Below are 17,478 nucleotides of genomic sequence, written 5' to 3'. Positions count from 1 at the left end.
TGGGGCGGACCGCGGTGGCGCATGAACGAACGCCCCCAAGCGTCTGTTTGTTGAAAGCGTCCCGGGGTTGTCCGGGCAGGGCTGCGACATGCGACCATCTCCGGGGCAGCCATTCGTGGGGCAAGCATTCGCAGACATCCTGGCTCTGCCGTCTGATTCTGGTTTCTCCCTCGGCGCGTTACGGGTTATACTGGTCGGCTGTCAATTTGACGGGTCCGCTTCCGACCGCGCCGTCGGGCTCACTGGAGACCATCCCTCGTGATCGAAAACCTTCGCAATATCGCCATCATCGCCCATGTCGACCACGGCAAGACGACCTTGGTGGACAAGCTGCTGCAGCAGTCCGGCACCCTTGGCGAGCGATTCGGCCCGGTGGAGCGAGTGATGGACTCCAACGCCCTGGAGCGCGAGCGCGGCATCACCATCCTGTCCAAGAACACCGCGCTGCGGCTGAACCTCCACGGCCAGGAGTATCGCATCAACATCGTCGACACCCCCGGCCATGCCGACTTCGGCGGCGAGGTGGAGCGGGTGCTGTCCATGGTGGACTCGGTGCTGCTGCTGGTGGACGCGCAGGAAGGACCGATGCCGCAGACCCGTTTCGTCACCAGCAAGGCCTTCGAGCATGGCCTGCGACCCATCGTGGTGGTGAACAAGATCGACAAGCCCGGCGCCCGTCCGGATTGGGTCATCGATCAGGTGTTCGACCTGTTCGACCGCCTGGGCGCCAGTGACGAGCAGCTGGACTTTCCCATCGTCTACGCCTCTGCCATCAACGGCTACGCCGGGCTCGAGGACAGCGTGCGCGACGGTGACATGACGCCGCTGTTCGAGGCCATCGTCGAGCACTGCCCTGTGCCGGATGTGGACCCCGAGGGGCCGTTCCGGATGCAGGTATCCACGCTGGACTACAACTCGTTCGTCGGCGCCATCGCGGTGGGGCGTATTCAGCGCGGCACCATCAAGCCCAACCAGCAGGTGGTGGTGGTCAAGCGCGACGGCGTCACCCACAAGGCCAAGATCGGCCTGGTCTACGGCTACCTGGGGCTGGAGCGGTTCGAGGTGCCGTCCGCGTCCGCCGGCGACATCGTCGCCCTGACCGGCATCGATGCGCCGAACGTCTCCGACACCCTGTGCCACCCGGAAGCCGTCGAGGCGCTGCCGGCGCTGAGCGTGGATGAACCCACGGTGAGCATGACCTTCCAGGTCAACACCTCGCCGTTTGCCGGCCGGGAAGGCAAGTACCTGACCTCGCGCCAGCTCAAGGACCGGCTGGAGCGCGAACTGATCCACAATGTCGCGCTGCGGGTCGAAGAGGGCACCGATCCGGAGAAGTTCCGCGTTTCGGGCCGCGGCGAGCTGCATCTGTCCATCCTGCTGGAGAACATGCGCCGCGAGGGCTACGAATTGGCGGTGTCGCGACCCGAGGTCATCTTCCGCGAGGTCGACGGCCAGATCTGCGAGCCCTATGAGCAGCTCACCGTCGACGTGGACGAGGCCAATCAGGGCGCCATCATGCAGGCACTGGGCGAGCGCCGGGGCGAGCTGAAGGACATGGTGCCCGACGGCAAGGGGCGCGTGCGGCTGGATTACCAGATCCCGTCCCGCGGGCTGATCGGCTTCCAGACCGAGTTCATGACCCTGACCTCCGGCACCGGGTTGAAGTACCACGTCTTCGATCACTACGGGCCCGCCAACCAGGGCGGCATCGCGCCGCGCCGCAACGGCGCCATGATTTCCAACGCTCAGGGCAAGGTGCTTGGCTACGCGCTGTTCAACCTGCAGGAGCGCGGGCGGCTGCTGGCATCCCCAGGCGACGAGGTCTACGAGGGGCAGATCGTCGGCATCCATTCCCGCGACAACGACCTGGTGGTCAACCCGCTGAAGGCGAAGCAGCTGACCAACATCCGCGCCGCCGGCTCGGACGAGAACATCCTGCTGACGCCGCCGATCCGTTTCTCGCTGGAGCAGGCGCTGGAATTCATCGAAGACGACGAGCTTGTGGAGATCACGCCCCAGGCGATCCGCATCCGCAAACGGTTCCTGAAGGAGCACGAGCGCAAGCGCGCCCAGCGCGGCGCTTGAGGAGCACATGAAGCATGGTTGAGACTGCCGCCGACTGCCGCCGCGGCCCTGTGATCCGGGCCTTCCTGATCGCCGTGGGTCTGATCGTCGGCGGGGTGCTGGTGTCGGGGTTCATGCCGACCGCCCGGCTTGCCGAGGCCCACCCCGGCGCCGGGCTGGTGTTCGCCGGCATCGCCATGCTATTGACGGCCTGGGTGGACGCGCTGCGCTCGCGCTGCATCCGTCATTACGTCAATCTGCTGCTGCCGTTGCTGGCCTTGGCCTGTCTGCTGGCCTTGGCCGGCGCGGGTCTCGACGATTCCGTCGGCAGCGTGCCCGGCGCCCTTTCCGGTGATGGTCCCGGTCACCCGGCGGCTTACCTGAGGCCCGTTTACATGCAATACGCGCTCTTCGCCCTGATCGGGCTGTTCGCGTTGCTGCATTTTTCGCTGCACATGATGCCCACGGTCTGGCGCCGCGGGCTCACTGTCGGACGCACCGGGCTCATCGGGGCCGCCGCCGGCGTCGCCCTGGTGCTGTACTGGCACTTCGGCGGCATGCCAAGGTCCGACGCCGCGTCCCAGATCCTCGTCCAGCCGGTGCAGGTTGTGGTGGACCTGCTGGGTGTGGCCGTCGGCGGGCTGATCTTTGCCCTGGCGATGCGCCATCGCACGGTCGCCGAGTCGTAATTCGCGGCTTCCAATTTTCGCTGGATCATGTACACTTGCGCGTTTACCTGCGGGCGCGCCGGTCAGCAATGGCCGAATCATCCCGTGGGCTAGTACTCAACCGTCTGCAACGGAATCGTCCATGGTCAAGATTCGTCTGTCCCGCGGGGGCGCCAAGAAGCGTCCGTTCTATCAAATCGTCGTCGCTGACATCCGTCAGTCCCGCGATGGCCGTTCCATCGAGCGGATCGGTTTCTTCAACCCCGGCGCCACCGGTGGCGAGGTGCGTCTGCGGGTGGATCGCGATCGCGCCGACCACTGGCTCAGCCAGGGTGCCCAGCCCACGGACCGCGTGGCGCAGTTGCTGAAAGAGGCGGCCAAGCAGGCGGCCCAGCAGACCGAAGCCGTCGCCTGACGCGGCTGCCCGGTCCTTGCCGGCGCATGCGGTCAGCGGGCTGGCAGGGTTGGTCGGCGCAGGGCCGGACTCGTGGTGATGGGCTCACAGGTCATGTCTGCCGATAACCGTCTGGTCGTCCTCGGGCGCATTGCCGGGGTCTATGGCGTACGCGGCTGGGTCCGCGTCCACTCTGACACGGCGCCGCGGGAGAACATCCTGCGCTACTCGCCCTGGATGGTCGGGGGGCAACCCCGTACCGTCGCCGAGGGGCGTCGCCACGGCAAGGGACTGGTGGCCAGGCTTGAGGGCTGCGATGATCGCGACCAGGCGGTAACCTTGGTGGGGCAATCGATCGAGATTCGCCGAGACCAGCTCCCGCCGCCCCGGCCCGACGAGTTCTACTGGGCAGACCTGGAGGGTCTGCAGGTCGAGACCCTGGAGGGCGTGGACCTCGGTGTCGTCGACCATCTGTTCGAGACCGCCGCCAACGATGTTGTGGTGGTGCGTGGTGAGCGGGAGCGACTGATCCCGTTCCTGTGGGGCGACGTGATCAAGGACGTGGATTTCTCTGCGGGCCTGTTGCGGGTCGACTGGGATCCGGATTTCTAGCGATACCGCCCCCCGGCCGTATCCCCGGATGCGACGGGGTAGGTTCGGGAGCCAGACGGTGCGATTCGATGTCATCAGCCTGTTTCCGGAGCAGTTCCGCATCCTGACACAAGAGGGTGTGGTGGCCCGGGCGCTGGGCCGAGGCATCGCAACGCTGCGGCTGTGGAATCCGCGGGACTTCACCCATGACCCGCATCGCACCGTGGATGATCGCCCCTACGGCGGCGGCCCTGGCATGGTGATGAAGGCGCCCCCGCTGCACGATGCCATCCGGGCGGCGCGGGTCGCGGCCGAGGCTGCCGGCTGTCGCAGCCGGGTAGCGTACCTGTCGCCCCAGGGCCGGCCGCTGTCACAGGCCGACATCGGTCGTATCGCCGACGCCGACGGCTGGATCCTGCTGGCGGGACGCTACGAGGGCGTGGACGAGCGCCTGCTGGAGGCCGACGTTGATGAGGAATGGTCCATCGGGGACTATGTGCTCAGCGGCGGCGAGCTGCCGGCAATGGTCGTGATGGATGCGGTGATCCGGCTGCTGCCGGGCGCCTTGGGCCACGCCGGGTCGGCGCTGGCGGATTCGCATATGGACGGGTTGCTGGATTGCCCGCACTACACCCGCCCTGAGACGCTTGATGACGGCCGCCGCGTCCCTGGGGTTTTGCTGAGTGGAGACCACGCCGCCATCGCCCGCTGGCGCAAGCGGCAGGCCCTGGAGCGGACCTGGCAACGTCGGCCCGACCTGCTGGCGGGCCGCGACTTGAGCAAAGACGAGCAGGCCGTGCTCGATGCATTGGAGGCGGGCGCCGCGCCCCGGGACTCTGCCGAGACCAGTGGAGCGACCGTCCGCCAGTTGACACAACCACCGGATGGCGTCGAACGACCGGAATCGTCCGACCAGCACCGGAGCCAGGATTGAGGCCAACGCCGAAACTGGAGCCGAATCCGTAGCCGATTCCGAACAGGAGCCAGAGACATGAGCAACATCATCGAACAACTCGAACGCGAGCAGATGGGCAAGGAGGTTCCCCCCTTCGCCCCCGGCGACACCGTCGTCGTCCAGGTCAAGGTCAAGGAAGGCGAGCGCGAGCGTCTGCAGGCATTCGAGGGCGTCTGCATCGCCAAGCGCAACCGCGGTCTGAACTCCGCATTCACCGTGCGCAAGCTGTCCCATGGCGAGGGTGTGGAGCGCGTGTTCCAGACCTACAGCCCGGCCATTGCCGACATCCAGGTCAAGCGTCGCGGCGATGTTCGCCGTGCCAAGCTGTACTACCTGCGAGGTCGTACCGGCAAGGCCGCGCGGATCAAGGAGAAGCTCTGAGGTCGCCCACTCCTTGGGTGCTGATTGCCGGCCCCGCCATCGGCCTCACCATCGATTCAAGCAGCGAGCGGCCCGGCGGCTGCCGCCGGGCTAACCGTTGTCATGACCGACAGTTTCTACTGGCATGATTACGAAACCTGGGGGGCGCGGCCGTCCAGTGACCGCCCCTGCCAGTTCGCCGGTATGCGCACCGATGCCGACCTGAACCCGGTCGGCGAGCCGCTGACGCTATTCTGCCGGCCGGCTGATGATCTGCTGCCCCTGCCCGAGGCCTGCCTGGTCACCGGCATCACGCCGCAGCGGGCGGAGGCAGAGGGCATCCCCGAGGCCGAGTTCGCCCGCCGCATCCAGCGCGAGCTCGCCATTCCCGGCACCTGCAGTGTCGGCTACAACAGCCTGCGCTTCGACGACGAGGTCACGCGGCATCTCTTCTACCGCAACCTGCTGGATCCCTACGCCCACGCCTTTCGCAATGGCAACTCCCGCTGGGACCTGATCGACGCCCTGCGTCTGGCCCATGCCCTGCGGCCGGAGGGAATCCACTGGCCCGAGCGCGAGCCGGGGATCACCTCGTTCCGGCTGGAGCACCTCACCGCTGCCAACGGCATCGGCCACGCCCACGCCCACGACGCCCTGTCCGACGTCCGGGCCACCATCGCCCTGGCGCGGCTGCTCAAGGGCGCCCAGCCCCGCCTGTTCGACCACGCCCTGAGACTGCGCGACAGCGCCAAGGTGTGCGCGCTGCTGGAGCGCGGCCAACCGCTGCTGCACGTCTCCCAGCGCTATTCGGCGGCCCAGGGCTGCATCGCGCCGGTGCTGGTGGTCGCGGAGCACCCGCGCAATTCCAAGGAACAGCTGTGCTTCGATCTGCGCCATGACCCGAGCATCCTGCTGGACCTGACCCCGGAGGCCATCGCCGAGCGGCTGTTCACCGCCGCGGATGACCTGCCGGAGGGCGTCGAGCGCATTTCGGTCAAGGGTTTCAAGATCAATGCCTGCCCGATGCTTGCGCCCATGGGCACCCTGACCGACGCCGCTGCCGAGCGCTGGGACATCGATCGGGCGCAGGTACAGCAGCACGCCGGGCGCCTGCTGGCGGCGCGGGAGCAGATGGCGGACAACCTGCGCCAGGCCTATGGCTTGAGGCAGTTTGTCGAACCGACGGATCCGGAGCAGATGCTGTACTCAGGCGGGTTCTTTTCCGCCGCCGATCGTCAGCGCATGGAGCGATTGCGTGTGCTGCCACCATCGGACCTGGCGGATTCGTTGCCGCGTTTCGATGATCGGCGCCTGCCGACGCTGCTGTTTCGCATGCGTGCCCGCAGCTGGCCGGAGACGCTGAGCGCGGGCGAACGCGAGGACTGGGATGCCTGGCGGTTCGAGCGGTTGACGGATCCCGACGCGGGGGCCTCCATCACCATCGATGGCTTCGAGCAGCGTATCGCCGAGCTGCGCAATGACCTGGCCGGGGAGCCGGCACGTCTCGCATTGCTGGACGCGCTGGAGGAATGGGCCGAGCGGGTGATGGATGCGGCGACATAGCCGTCGCTCCGGATGCCGGTCTCGGGCGGCTGCTTCCAGCTGATTCCGACTACCTCGGACTGATTCAGGGGCGCGCCGCAATCTCCCCCATGGCGGTGTCGTAGCGCCGGGTCAGTTCATCACGCAGCCGGGCCTGTTTTGCGCCGTCACAGCCGCCCATGGCCCGCAGACGGGCAAGAAAGTCACGTTGCATGCGGGCCTGGGCGTCACGGTAGTAGCCCTCGGGGAACAGGTCGTCCTGAACGTCCAGCACCGTCATGCGGAACCGGCTGACCAGCTCCTTGTTGAGATTGTCCGTCCGGCGACCGGACTGATCACTGCGGCAGCGGCTGTTGAACAGGTCCAGCGCGTAGGCGGCCTCGACGGCATTCACCAGCAATTGCCCGGTCTGTTCGTCCAGCGGTTCGGCCTGCGCCAGGGCGGCGGCCAGCAACAGGCCGGCGGCCAGGCCGATGCGGCGGATCGGAAAGGGTTTGGCATTCACGGCGGTCAACGGCTTCGGTGGATGGGGTTGGCGATCCTGGCTGCGGCATCCATGACGGCACTGATACCGACACGGGCAACATTACTAGCAGGCCGGTAGACGGCCTGGGCAATGAATGTGCGTGTGGCCGGGACCTGGCCTGCGGATCTGTGCATGTGGCTGACTCCGTGTGGACACTGCGGTTTCCCGTTCAGTTCCATCTGAGGGCTGCCCCGCGCACTATAAACGCCTGCCATCGGTCCCGCCGGCTGAGGCACGGTGCGGGCGCGCGACTGAGGCTGTATCATACCCCCATGAGTCGCCGTCATGTCCAACTCCAGCACCGCTCGCCGCTCGCCCTCCGGTGCGCCGCCGGGTACGTTCCCGGTCCGGGGCGTCTCGCGGCGGGCGACTACGTTTTGTGGTTGACAGGCCGATGATGGAGATGTTGTTCCTGCTGCTGCCGGTGGCGGCCATCTCCGGCTGGCTGGTCGCCCGGCGGACCGGGCACAAGACGGTGGAGCGGCGCCGTGAGTCTGCACCGGCCTTCTTTCGTGGCCTGAACTACCTGCTGAACGAGCAGCCGGACAAGGCCATCGACGTGTTCCTGAAGCTCGCCGAGGTGGATAGCGAGACGGTGGAGACACACCTTGCGCTCGGTTCCTTGTTCCGCCGTCGGGGCGAGGTGGACCGCGCCATCCGCATCCACCAGAACCTGGTGGCGCGGCCATCGCTGAACGCCCAGCAGCGCGGCTTCGCGCTCTATGAACTGGCCCGGGACTACATGCTGGCCGGGCTGTTCGACCGCGCCGAGAGCCTGCTCAAGGAACTGGTGGAGATGCAGTTGCAGCAACGGCGCGCGCTGCGGGGGCTGATCGAGATCTATCAAGCGGAGAAGGAATGGCCCCGCTGTCTGGAGATGGCCGAACAACTGCAGCGTGTCTCCACCGAGTCGCTGAAGACCGAGATCGCCCAGTACCACTGCGAGATGGCGGAGGAATGCCTGCGCGCCGACGACGCCGGGCAGGCGCGCTCGCACCTGCTGGATGCCCAGGCGGTCGATGGCGACTGCATCCGCGCCCACATGCTGCAGGCGCAGATGGAGCTGGCCGATGGCAACGCCGAATCCGCCGCCCTGCGGTATCGGCGCGTTGCCGAATGCGGGCCGCGGTACCTGCCGGCGATGCTGCCGGGCCTGCTGGAGTGCTGGCGGCGGCTGGGGCGGGGCAATGTCGCCCGGGAACTGGAGGCGCTGTTCCGGGCACATCCATCGCCACCGCTGATGCTGGAGCTCTCCGAGGCCATCGAGCGGGAGCGGGGCAGTGACGCGGCGCTGGAATTTCTCGAATCCTACCTGCGCGCCCATGCCGACCTGGCCGGCGCCGAGCGCCTGCTGGAACTGCGGCTGCGTACCGATGCCAGTGCTGGTTCAGCCGGTGCGGCCGCATCCGGTGACGCCGCCCTGCTCGAGGTGGTGCGCCATCTGCGGGCCATGCAGCCGGTCTATCAGTGCGAGCACTGCGGTTTCGAGGCCCGGGCGTTGCACTGGCAGTGCCCGAGCTGCAAGCGCTGGGGCAGCATCCAGGCCGTGGAGCCGTCCCCGATCGCCAATCCCGCCGTACTGAAGCAACGCCAGATCGCCTGAGTCCTTGCCATGCCTGCCACCGAACCCCGCGTCATCGTCGCCCTGGATTTCCCGCGCGTCGAGTCCGCCCTGGACCTGCTGGGCCGACTCGATCCCGGTCGCTGCCGCGTCAAGATCGGCAAGGAGCTGTTCACCCGCGCCGGCCCGGCATTGGTGGAGCGGGTGGTGCGGGATGGCTTCGATGTGTTTCTGGATCTCAAGTTTCACGACATCCCCAACACCGTCGCCGCCGCCTGCGCCGCGGCCGCCGACCTGGGCGTGTGGATGGTCAACGTGCATGCCTCCGGCGGGCCGGCGATGCTGGCCGCCGCCCGCGCCCGCCTGGACCAGCTGGACCAGCCCCCGCTGCTGATTGCGGTGACTGTGCTGACCAGCCTGGATGCCGCCGACCTGGCGGCGGTGGGTTGCCCGGGGGAGCCGGCCGACCGGGTGCTGCAACTGGCGCGGCTGGCGCAAACGGCGGGGCTGGACGGCATCGTCTGCTCCCCCCGGGAGGCCGGCGGCGTGCGCGAAGCCCTGGGTCCGGCCTTTCGGCTTGTGACCCCGGGCGTGCGGCCGGCGAGCGCAGCCCAGGGCGACCAGAAGCGGGTGATGACGCCGGCACAGGCAGTCGCCGCCGGGGCCGATTTCCTGGTGGTCGGTCGACCCGTCACCGGGGCCGCCGATCCGATGGCGGCCCTGTCGGCCATCGAGGCGGAACTGGCGTCGGTCGGTCCAGCGGGTGACAGATCGGTCTCGCCCGCGGCGTCCTGACCCGAAAAGCGAACGACACAGGAGTTCACATGGCACGCATTCGTAAAGCAGTCTTCCCCGTAGCCGGTCTCGGCACCCGCTTCCTGCCTGCCACCAAGGCCAGTCCGAAAGAGATGTTGCCGGTGGTGGACAAGCCGCTGATCCAGTATGCGGCAGAGGAGGCGGAGGCCGCCGGCGCGACGCAACTGGTCTTCATCACCGGCCGGCACAAGCGCTCCATCGAGGACCATTTCGACAAGGCCTACGAACTGGAGAGCGAGCTCACCAGCGCCGGCAAGGAGAAGCTGCTGAAGATCGTGCGCACGGTGCTGCCGGCGCATGTCAACTGCATCTATCTGCGCCAGCCGGAGGCCCTGGGCCTGGGCCATGCGGTACTCTGCTCCAAGCCCGTGGTGGGCAACGAGGCCTTCGCCATCATCCTGGCTGACGATCTGATCCGCAACGACGAGAAGGGGGTGGTCGAGCAGATGGCCGAGGTGCATGAGCGCACCGGTGCCAGCGTGCTCAGTGTCGAGGAGGTGCCACCGGAGGAGACCAACAAGTACGGCATCGTCGAGACCGAGGAGCAGCCGGACGGCACCCTGCGCGTGGTCTCCATCGTCGAAAAGCCGGACCCGTCCGTGGCGCCGTCCAATCTGGCGGTGGTCGGGCGTTACCTGCTGACGCCGCGCATCTTCGATCTGCTGGAACAGACCAAGCCGGGTGCCGGTGGCGAGATCCAGCTCACCGACGCCATTGCTGCGCTGTTGAAGGAAGAGACCGTCATCGCCTATCCCTTCAAGGGCAAGCGTTACGACTGTGGCAGCAAGGAAGGCTACCTGGAGGCAACGGTGGAGTACGCCCTGTCCCATCCGGAACTGGGCGACAGCTTCCGCGCCTATCTGAAGGGGCTGAAGCTTTGAGGACAGGCAGCGGTCAGAGGTTGGCCGCCAGCCGCCAGCATCCAGCCGCCAGACGGCAGTTACTGCCGTCTGGCGCCTGCCAAGAGGGGCTCCCCCGGCGCGGCGGCTCTCGATGCTGACCGGTGTCCTAGCCGAGCAACGCCTTCTCCAGCCCGGACAGGTTGAGCGCCTCCAGGTAGGCCTCGAGGGTCTGCCGATCGGTGCCGCGGCCCTCCAGCTGAACCAGGATGCGGCTGCCGACCATGAGCATGACCTTGGCGCTGCCGTCCGGCGGCTGCTGGATGGTGCCCCGGTAGCCGCCGAAGGTGAAGGGGGCATTGTCCGGGTCCGCCTGCATCAGCAGCGGGGTGGACATCATCATGTTCATCATCGCCAGCATCGGTGAGTCGGCGGTGATGGTGATGGTGAGGCTGGCCTCGCCGTCGTCCCGGCGGTAGGTGCGCGACAGGTTTGTGCCGGCGATCATGGCCGCAAAACCGGCGGTCTCCGACTGTGCGTCCTCGGCGGTCCAGCCGGGCAGGGGCGCCGGCAGCACCTGCAACTGCAGCGCCTTGAGCTGTTCCTCGATCTGCGCTACGGCGAAGTTCAGCGCCTGGATGGCGCCGCGCGGGTCGCCGGCCTCGTAGGCCTGCCGACCGGCGTCGATCTGCTCGGTCACGGCATCCGCCGCTGGCGCGGGGCTCCCCAGCGGCAGCAGGAGCAGTGGAAGCAGCATGCGTGGATTGAAGCTCTTCATCGGTGGGTCGCCTCTAGGTTGCCGGGTGGTTCGTTTGTTCGTTGCCAGCAGGCTGCCATCGGGCCGCAAGGAGACACTGATCCAGACCGATGCGGCCCGGCTCAGTACAGCGCGCGGGCGATCCGTGCCCGATAGGTGCTCACCAGGTCACCCTCGCCGCCGAGCAGGTCGAAGATGGAGAGCATACCCTTGCGAGCGGCGTCATCGCCATAGGTGCGGTCGCGCTGCATCAGCGTCAGCAGGTTCTCCAGGGCGGCGTCGAAGTCGCCGGCCTGCACCTGATGCGCGGCCAGCTGGTAGCGTGCCTCGCTGTCGTTCGGGTCGGCCTCGAGGCGCTCGGCGCAGGTCTCCGCCGAGGGTGCACCGTCGAGCATGGCGGCGAAGCCGAGCTGGCCCCGCAGGGCGGCGAGCTCGGGGTCATTGGCCAGTTCCAGCGGCGTGCGCTCGAGCATCGCGCTGGCGCCGGCGACATCGCCCCGGGCGGCCTTGAGCCGTAGATCGGCGACGAACAGGCGACTGTTGTCGGGATCTTCGGCACGGGCCTGCTCGATGCCGGCGGCGGCGCCGTCCAGATCGCCGGCAGCCAGCCGGGACAGCGCTTCCTCCAGCACCCGGTCGCCCTCGCGCACGATGTGTCGGGCGAGAAACTCGCGGATCTCCCCCTCCGGCAGGGCGCCCATGAACTGGTCCACCGGCTGGCCGTCCTTGAACAGTTGCACCGTGGGCAGGCTGCGAATGCCGAAGTGGGCCGCCAACTCCTGCTCTGCCTCGGTGTCCACCTTGGCCAGCACAAAGGCGCCGGCGAATTCATCCGCCAGCCGCGCCAGGATCGGCATGAGCTGTCGACAGGGGGCGCACCAGTCGGCCCAGAAATCCACCAGCACCGGTTGCTGCAGTGATCCCTGCAGCACGACCTGTTCGAAGTTGGCGGCGGTGACGTTGACGACGTATGGCGAATCGGTCATGTATCGGCTCCTTGCTGTGCGCCGGGTGAAAACCTTGCAATCGATGCAAAATAATGTCCCTGGAGGTCGAATCAACCCGATCCTGCGCCAGTTCGCCGGATTGCCGACGTGCAGGATCGCCGGTTGCCGTCGTGGAGCCGGTGCGCAGTTTTCGGATCCGGGTCCTGTCGAAACGAACCCTGAGGAGAATGTCATGACGAATTCGGTGCATGTGGTCTGCCCCCATTGCGATGCTGTCAACCGCATCCCCCAAGCGCGCCTGGGTGAAGGGCCGCGCTGCGGCAAGTGCCATGGCGCGCTGTTCGAGGGGCAGCCCCTGGCGCTGGACGAGCCGCGCTTCGAGCGCCATGTCGGCCGCAGCGACCTGCCGGTGCTGGTGGACTTCTGGGCCCCCTGGTGCGGGCCTTGCCGCATGATGGCCCCGGCCTTCGAGGCGGCGGCAAAGCGCCTCGAGCCCGGCATCCGGCTGGTCAAGGTGGACACCGAGCAGGCCCAGGGCCTGGCCATGCGCTTCGGCATCCGCAGCATCCCGACACTGGCCCTGTTCAAGGGCGGTCGCGAGGTCGCCCGCCAGGCCGGCGCCATGGACGCCAACGGGCTGGTGCAGTGGGCCCAGAGCCAGGCCCGGGCCCCTGGGTGATTGCAGGCCCCTTTCCCGCGTCGGTCGCATGGACAGCGGCCGGGCCATCCAGTAACATGCGCATCGATCGGGGCGGCTCTGTCCGGAGGCCCCGGTTACTGTCTGACATCTATTCCGTCTCGGCGCTTCGGGTGTGGCCGCGCGCGCCGCGACTCCCCCTGCTTCGGAGAACGCCTTGAGACACCCCGCGGTTCTGGTCCTGGAAGACGGTTCGGTCTTCCGGGGGCTATCCATCGGCGCCCACGGCCAAAGCGTCGGAGAGGTCGTCTTCAACACCGCGATGTCGGGCTATCAGGAGATCCTGACCGACCCGTCGTATCGGCGGCAGCTGGTCACCCTGACCTACCCGCACATCGGCAACACCGGCACCAATCCGGAAGACGAGGAATCGCCGTTCGTGCAGGCCGCCGGGCTGATCATCCGCGACTACCCCGCGCAGGCGAGCAACTGGCGGCGGCACGAGGACTTGAGCGCCTACCTGCAGCGCCAGGACATCGTCGCCATCAGCGACATCGACACCCGGCGCCTGACCCGCATCCTGCGGGAGAAGGGTGCCCAGAGCGGCTGCCTGCAGGCCGGTGACGGCATCGACGAGCAAACGGCGCTGGCCGCTGCCCGAGCGTTTCCGGGCCTCAAGGGCATGGATCTGGCCCAGGAGGTCACAACCCCCGATGCCTACGTCTGGACCAAGGGCAGCTGGTCGCTGAGCGGGGGCGATCCGACCCCGCTCGCGCCAGATGATCCGAGCCTGGGGCTGCATGTGGTCGCTTATGACTTCGGCGTCAAACGCAACATCCTGCGCATGCTGGTGGACCACGGCTGCCGCGTTACCGTGGTGCCGGCGCAGACACCAGTGGCGGAGGTGCTGGCCATGGACCCGGACGGCGTCTTCCTGAGCAATGGTCCCGGAGACCCGGAGCCCTGCGATTACGCCATCGATGCCATCCGCAGCCTGCTCGATGCCGACATGCCGCTGTTCGGCATCTGCCTCGGGCACCAGCTCCTCGGATTGGCCAGCGGCGCGCGCACGGTGAAGATGAAATTCGGTCACCATGGCGCCAACCACCCGGTCCAGGCCCTGGCCTCCGGCGAGGTCATGATCACCAGCCAGAACCACGGCTTCGCCGTTGACGAGGCGACCCTGCCGGAGAGCCTGGAGGCGACCCACCGTTCGCTGTTCGACAGCTCGCTGCAGGGCATTCGCCATCGCGAGCATCCTGCGTTCGGCTTTCAGGGGCATCCGGAGGCCAGTCCGGGTCCGCATGACATGGCCCACCTGTTTGCCCAGTTCGTCGATCTGATGCAGGGTCGAGCCGAACCCGGCGCGGCGGGCTGACCGCCACCCGACCGCGTCTCGCCAGCAGAGGCGGATGCATCGATCACACGGTGTCCCCGGGCCCTTGCCGAACCCCGACCAGACGCTTTCCAGCCCCTTCTCCAGATCCCTGCAAGTGCTCCCATGCCCAAGCGTACAGACATTAACAGCATCCTGATCATCGGCGCCGGGCCGATCGTCATCGGCCAGGCCTGCGAGTTCGACTATTCTGGCGCCCAGGCCTGCAAGGCGCTGCGCGAGGAGGGCTACCGGGTGATTCTGGTGAACTCCAACCCGGCCACCATCATGACCGACCCCGAGATGGCCGATGCCACCTACATCGAGCCCATCAACTGGCGGGTGTTGGAGCGCATCATCGAGCGCGAGCGACCGGACGCCCTGCTGCCCACCATGGGCGGCCAGACGGCCCTGAACTGTGCGCTGGACCTGGCCCGCGAAGGGGTGCTGGAGCGCTATGGCGTGGAGATGATCGGTGCCTCCCGCGACGCCATCGACAAGGCCGAGGACCGCGACCTGTTCCGCCAGGCCATGCGCCGCATCGGCCTGGACATGCCGCGTTCGGCCATTGCCCACAGCCTGGAGGAGGCCATCCAGGTGCAGGCGCAGATCGGCTTCCCCGCCATCATCCGGCCGTCGTTCACCCTGGGCGGCAGCGGCGGCGGCATTGCCTACAACGCCGAGGAATTCGACGAGATCTGCCGTCGCGGCCTCGATCTCTCGCCCACCAGCGAGTTGCTGATCGAGGAATCCGCGCTGGGCTGGAAAGAGTACGAGATGGAGGTGGTGCGCGACCACAAGGACAACTGCATCATCATCTGCTCCATCGAGAACTTCGACCCGATGGGGGTGCACACCGGGGACTCCATCACCGTGGCGCCGGCGCAGACGCTGACGGACAAGGAATACCAGATCATGCGCGACGCCTCCATCGCGGTGTTGCGCGAGATCGGCGTCGACACCGGCGGCTCCAATGTCCAGTTCGCCATCAATCCGGCGGACGGGCGCATGATCATCATCGAGATGAACCCGCGGGTGTCGCGCAGCTCGGCGCTGGCGTCCAAGGCCACCGGCTTCCCCATCGCCAAGGTCGCGGCCAAGCTGGCGGTGGGCTATACCCTGGACGAGCTGCGCAACGAGATCACCGGCGGTGCCACGCCGGCGTCCTTCGAGCCCAGCATCGACTACGTGGTCACCAAGATACCGCGCTTCGCCTTCGAAAAGTTTCCGCTGGCCGACTCGCGCCTGACCACGCAGATGAAGTCCGTCGGCGAGGTGATGGCCATGGGCCGAACCTTCCAGGAAAGCCTGCAGAAGGCCCTGCGCGGCCTGGAGACCGACAAGGACGGCCTGAACGAGGTGCTGGACCTGGCGGATCCGGCCTCCATCAGCCAGTTGCGTCGCGAGGTACGCCAGCCAGGCCCCGAACGTATCTTCTACCTGGCGGACGCGCTGCGCGCCGGCATGAGCCTGGACGAGGTGCAGGAGCTGTCCGGCATCGACCCCTGGTTCCTGGCCCAGATCGACGAGCTGGTCGCGCTGGAGCACGAGATCAAGGTGCAGGGCCCGGCGGCACTGGACGCTCAACGGCTGCGGCTGCTCAAGCGCAAGGGGTTCTCCGATCGGCGGCTGGGCGTGCTCACCGGCGTCGGCGAGGCACGCATCCGCGCCCTGCGTGCCGAACTGGACGTGCGCCCGGTCTACAAGCGCGTGGATACCTGCGCCGCGGAGTTCGCCTCCAGCACTGCCTACTTGTATTCCACCTACGAGGAGGAGTGCGAGGCGGAGCCCAGCAGCGCGCGCAAGATCATGGTGCTGGGCGGGGGGCCGAACCGCATCGGGCAGGGCATCGAGTTCGACTACTGCTGCTGCCATGCCGCCTTCGCCCTGCGCGACGACGGCTTCGAGACCATCATGGTCAACTGCAATCCGGAGACGGTGTCGACGGATTACGACACCTCCGACCGGCTCTACTTCGAGCCGCTGACGCTGGAGGACGTGCTGGCCATCGTCGAGACCGAGCGCCCGTTCGGCGTCATCGTGCAGTACGGTGGGCAGACCCCGCTGAAGCTGGCGCGCGATCTGGAGGCGGCCGGCGTGCCCATCATCGGCACCTCCCCGGATTCCATCGATCTGGCCGAGGACCGGGAACGCTTCCAGCGCCTGATCAATGACCTGGGCCTGGTGCAGCCGCCCAACGCCACCGCCCGCAGCGAGGCGGAGGCCTTGGAGCGCGCCGCCGAGATCGGCTACCCGCTGGTGGTGCGGCCGTCCTATGTGCTGGGTGGGCGGGCCATGGAGCTGGTCTACAACGACGCCGAGCTGTCGCGCTACATTCGCACCGCAGTGAGCGTGTCGAACGCGTCGCCGGTGCTGCTGGACCGCTTCCTCGACGACGCCATCGAGGTGGACGTGGACGCGGTCTGCGATGGCGAACAGGTGCTGATCGGCGGCATCATGGAACACATCGAGCAGGCCGGCGTGCACTCCGGCGACTCGGCCTGTTCGCTGCCTCCGTATACCCTGCCCGAGACCCTGCAGGACCGCATGCGCGAGCAGATGACCCGGCTGGGGCTGGCGCTGGGAGTGCGCGGTCTGATGAACGCCCAGTTCGCCATCCAGCGTGACGAGGTCTACATCCTGGAGGTGAACCCGCGTGCTTCACGCACCGTGCCCTTCGTGTCCAAGTCCATCGGCGTGCCTCTGGCCAAGGTGGCGGCGCGCTGCATGGCCGGAACCAGCCTGGCGGAGCAAGGTCTGACCCGCGAGGTCAGGCCCAAGCACTACTTCGTCAAGGAGGCGGTGTTCCCGTTCGTCAAGTTCCCCGGCGTGGACACCGTGCTCGGCCCCGAGATGAAGTCCACCGGCGAGGTCATGGGCGTGGGCGAGACCTTCGCCGAGGCCTTCGGCAAGGCGGTGGAGGGTGCAGGCCAGTCGTTGCCCAGGCGCGGCAAGGCCATGCTCAGCGTGCGCGCCGCCGATCGCACCCGCCTGGTGCGGGTCGCGCGCGAGCTGGTGGAACTGGGCTTCACCCTCTACGGCACCCACGGCACGGCGGAATCCGTGCGCCAGGCGGGCATGGAGTGCCTGGGGGTCAACAAGGTCAAGGAAGGGCGACCGCACATCGTCGACATGATCAAGAATGACGAGATCAGCTTCATCGTCAATACCACGGAAGGGGCCCAGGCCATCGAGGACTCCGCCGAGATCCGGCGCGCCGCCCTTCAGCACAAGGTCAGCTACACCACCACCATCGCCGGTGCCGAGGCCACGGTGCTGGCGCTGAAACAGCCCGACCTGCTGCGCGTGAACCGGCTGCAGGATCTTTACTGATCAGCGGGCCACCGCTAGGCTAGAACACTGATGTGCGCGCCGACGCGCACGCTCCTGGTGTCCTGCGGCTTCGGCCCGTTTGCGGGCCGTTTGCCGCGCGCCAGTGGTTTCAA

At 67.4% G+C, this 17,478-nt stretch carries 16 protein-coding genes; 13 read left to right on the top strand and 3 right to left on the bottom strand.

The features are described 5' to 3' along the window. Positions 1-258: 258 nt before the first annotated feature. The 7 genes from typA to sbcB all read left to right on the top strand — a co-directional run bounded on the left by typA (position 259) and on the right by sbcB (position 6,595). Positions 259-2,085: a translational GTPase TypA gene (gene typA / locus F2Q65_RS08190; protein ID WP_150092257.1), complete on the top strand. Its 1,827-nt coding sequence runs from the start codon at positions 259-261 to the stop codon at positions 2,083-2,085. Positions 2,086-2,099: 14 nt separating this feature from the next. Further along, positions 2,100-2,753: a hypothetical protein gene (locus F2Q65_RS08185; protein ID WP_150092255.1), complete on the top strand. Its 654-nt coding sequence runs from the start codon at positions 2,100-2,102 to the stop codon at positions 2,751-2,753. Positions 2,754-2,874: 121 nt separating this feature from the next. Continuing rightward, on the top strand, positions 2,875-3,147 hold the full coding sequence (gene rpsP / locus F2Q65_RS08180) for a 30S ribosomal protein S16 (protein WP_150092253.1): 273 nt from the start codon (positions 2,875-2,877) through the stop codon (positions 3,145-3,147). A 93-nt stretch (positions 3,148-3,240) separates the two neighbouring features. Continuing rightward, positions 3,241-3,738, top strand: a complete 498-nt coding sequence (gene rimM / locus F2Q65_RS08175; RefSeq protein ID WP_150092252.1) for a ribosome maturation factor RimM — start codon at positions 3,241-3,243, stop codon at positions 3,736-3,738. 58 nt (positions 3,739-3,796) lie between these two features. Beyond that, a complete protein-coding gene (gene trmD, locus F2Q65_RS08170) occupies positions 3,797-4,651 on the top strand; it encodes a tRNA (guanosine(37)-N1)-methyltransferase TrmD (RefSeq protein ID WP_150092250.1) in 855 nt (284 codons plus the stop codon). Positions 4,652-4,708: 57 nt separating this feature from the next. Then, positions 4,709-5,053 carry a 50S ribosomal protein L19 gene (rplS, locus tag F2Q65_RS08165; RefSeq protein WP_150092248.1) on the top strand — a complete coding sequence of 115 codons (345 nt, stop codon included), beginning with the start codon at positions 4,709-4,711 and terminating at the stop codon, positions 5,051-5,053. 102 nt (positions 5,054-5,155) lie between these two features. Further along, positions 5,156-6,595, top strand: coding sequence for an exodeoxyribonuclease I (gene sbcB, locus F2Q65_RS08160; RefSeq protein ID WP_150092246.1), 1,440 nt, complete (start codon positions 5,156-5,158; stop codon positions 6,593-6,595). A gap of 64 nt (positions 6,596-6,659) precedes the next feature. Here sbcB and F2Q65_RS08155 read toward each other — a convergent pair whose 3' ends face one another. After that, complete coding sequence (locus F2Q65_RS08155; RefSeq protein WP_246156062.1) at positions 6,660-7,079, bottom strand: hypothetical protein; 420 nt, start codon at positions 7,077-7,079, stop codon at positions 6,660-6,662. Positions 7,080-7,494: 415 nt separating this feature from the next. Here F2Q65_RS08155 and lapB point away from each other — a divergent pair, with 415 nt between their 5' ends. From lapB to galU, 3 genes are read left to right on the top strand one after another with little or no spacing between them, the layout of a single operon-like run. After that, the gene (lapB, locus tag F2Q65_RS08150) at positions 7,495-8,703 is read left to right on the top strand and encodes a lipopolysaccharide assembly protein LapB (RefSeq protein ID WP_150092244.1); all 1,209 of its coding nucleotides are present in this window, start codon (positions 7,495-7,497) and stop codon (positions 8,701-8,703) included. A gap of 9 nt (positions 8,704-8,712) precedes the next feature. Then, entirely contained in the window at positions 8,713-9,456 is a 744-nt protein-coding gene (gene pyrF / locus F2Q65_RS08145) for an orotidine-5'-phosphate decarboxylase (RefSeq protein ID WP_150092242.1), read from the top strand. 29 nt (positions 9,457-9,485) lie between these two features. Further along, the gene (gene galU, locus F2Q65_RS08140; protein ID WP_150092240.1) at positions 9,486-10,358 is read left to right on the top strand and encodes a UTP--glucose-1-phosphate uridylyltransferase GalU; all 873 of its coding nucleotides are present in this window, start codon (positions 9,486-9,488) and stop codon (positions 10,356-10,358) included. 127 nt (positions 10,359-10,485) lie between these two features. On the opposite strand, the gene F2Q65_RS08135 is transcribed toward galU, so the two are convergent. Further along, on the bottom strand, positions 10,486-11,094 hold the full coding sequence (locus tag F2Q65_RS08135) for a hypothetical protein (RefSeq protein ID WP_150092238.1): 609 nt from the start codon (positions 11,092-11,094) through the stop codon (positions 10,486-10,488). Positions 11,095-11,195: 101 nt separating this feature from the next. Then, on the bottom strand, positions 11,196-12,059 hold the full coding sequence (gene trxA, locus F2Q65_RS08130; protein ID WP_150092236.1) for a thioredoxin: 864 nt from the start codon (positions 12,057-12,059) through the stop codon (positions 11,196-11,198). Positions 12,060-12,252: 193 nt separating this feature from the next. On the opposite strand from trxA, the gene trxC reads away from it, so the two are divergent. From trxC to carB, 3 genes are all read left to right on the top strand, one after another. Then, positions 12,253-12,699: a thioredoxin TrxC gene (trxC, locus tag F2Q65_RS08125; protein WP_150092234.1), complete on the top strand. Its 447-nt coding sequence runs from the start codon at positions 12,253-12,255 to the stop codon at positions 12,697-12,699. A gap of 175 nt (positions 12,700-12,874) precedes the next feature. Next, positions 12,875-14,035 (top strand): glutamine-hydrolyzing carbamoyl-phosphate synthase small subunit, encoded by a 1,161-nt coding sequence (carA, locus tag F2Q65_RS08120; protein ID WP_150092232.1) that lies wholly within the window; start codon positions 12,875-12,877, stop codon positions 14,033-14,035. A gap of 123 nt (positions 14,036-14,158) precedes the next feature. Beyond that, positions 14,159-17,365, top strand: a complete 3,207-nt coding sequence (carB, locus tag F2Q65_RS08115) for a carbamoyl-phosphate synthase large subunit (protein WP_150092230.1) — start codon at positions 14,159-14,161, stop codon at positions 17,363-17,365. The last annotated feature ends 113 nt before the right edge of the window (positions 17,366-17,478 follow it).

Source organism: Thiohalocapsa marina (assembly GCF_008632335.1).
Lineage (GTDB): Bacteria > Pseudomonadota > Gammaproteobacteria > Chromatiales > Chromatiaceae > Thiohalocapsa > Thiohalocapsa marina.
The sequence above is the reverse complement of the archived record's forward strand: the minus strand, read 5'-3'. Positions and strand labels throughout refer to the sequence as shown.

Excerpts from the sequence above, each read along its gene's own strand:
- F2Q65_RS08185 (WP_150092255.1), top strand. The coding sequence starts at position 2,100 with ATGGTTGAGACTGCCGCCGACTGCCGCCGCGGCCCTGTGATCCGGGCC.
- rpsP (WP_150092253.1), top strand. The coding sequence starts at position 2,875 with ATGGTCAAGATTCGTCTGTCCCGCGGGGGCGCCAAGAAGCGTCCGTTC.
- rimM (WP_150092252.1), top strand. The coding sequence starts at position 3,241 with ATGTCTGCCGATAACCGTCTGGTCGTCCTCGGGCGCATTGCCGGGGTC.
- rplS (WP_150092248.1), top strand. The coding sequence starts at position 4,709 with ATGAGCAACATCATCGAACAACTCGAACGCGAGCAGATGGGCAAGGAG.
- sbcB (WP_150092246.1), top strand. The coding sequence starts at position 5,156 with ATGACCGACAGTTTCTACTGGCATGATTACGAAACCTGGGGGGCGCGG.
- lapB (WP_150092244.1), top strand. The coding sequence starts at position 7,495 with ATGATGGAGATGTTGTTCCTGCTGCTGCCGGTGGCGGCCATCTCCGGC.
- pyrF (WP_150092242.1), top strand. The coding sequence starts at position 8,713 with ATGCCTGCCACCGAACCCCGCGTCATCGTCGCCCTGGATTTCCCGCGC.
- galU (WP_150092240.1), top strand. The coding sequence starts at position 9,486 with ATGGCACGCATTCGTAAAGCAGTCTTCCCCGTAGCCGGTCTCGGCACC.
- F2Q65_RS08135 (WP_150092238.1), bottom strand. The coding sequence starts at position 11,094 with ATGAAGAGCTTCAATCCACGCATGCTGCTTCCACTGCTCCTGCTGCCG.
- trxA (WP_150092236.1), bottom strand. The coding sequence starts at position 12,059 with ATGACCGATTCGCCATACGTCGTCAACGTCACCGCCGCCAACTTCGAA.
- trxC (WP_150092234.1), top strand. The coding sequence starts at position 12,253 with ATGACGAATTCGGTGCATGTGGTCTGCCCCCATTGCGATGCTGTCAAC.
- carB (WP_150092230.1), top strand. The coding sequence starts at position 14,159 with ATGCCCAAGCGTACAGACATTAACAGCATCCTGATCATCGGCGCCGGG.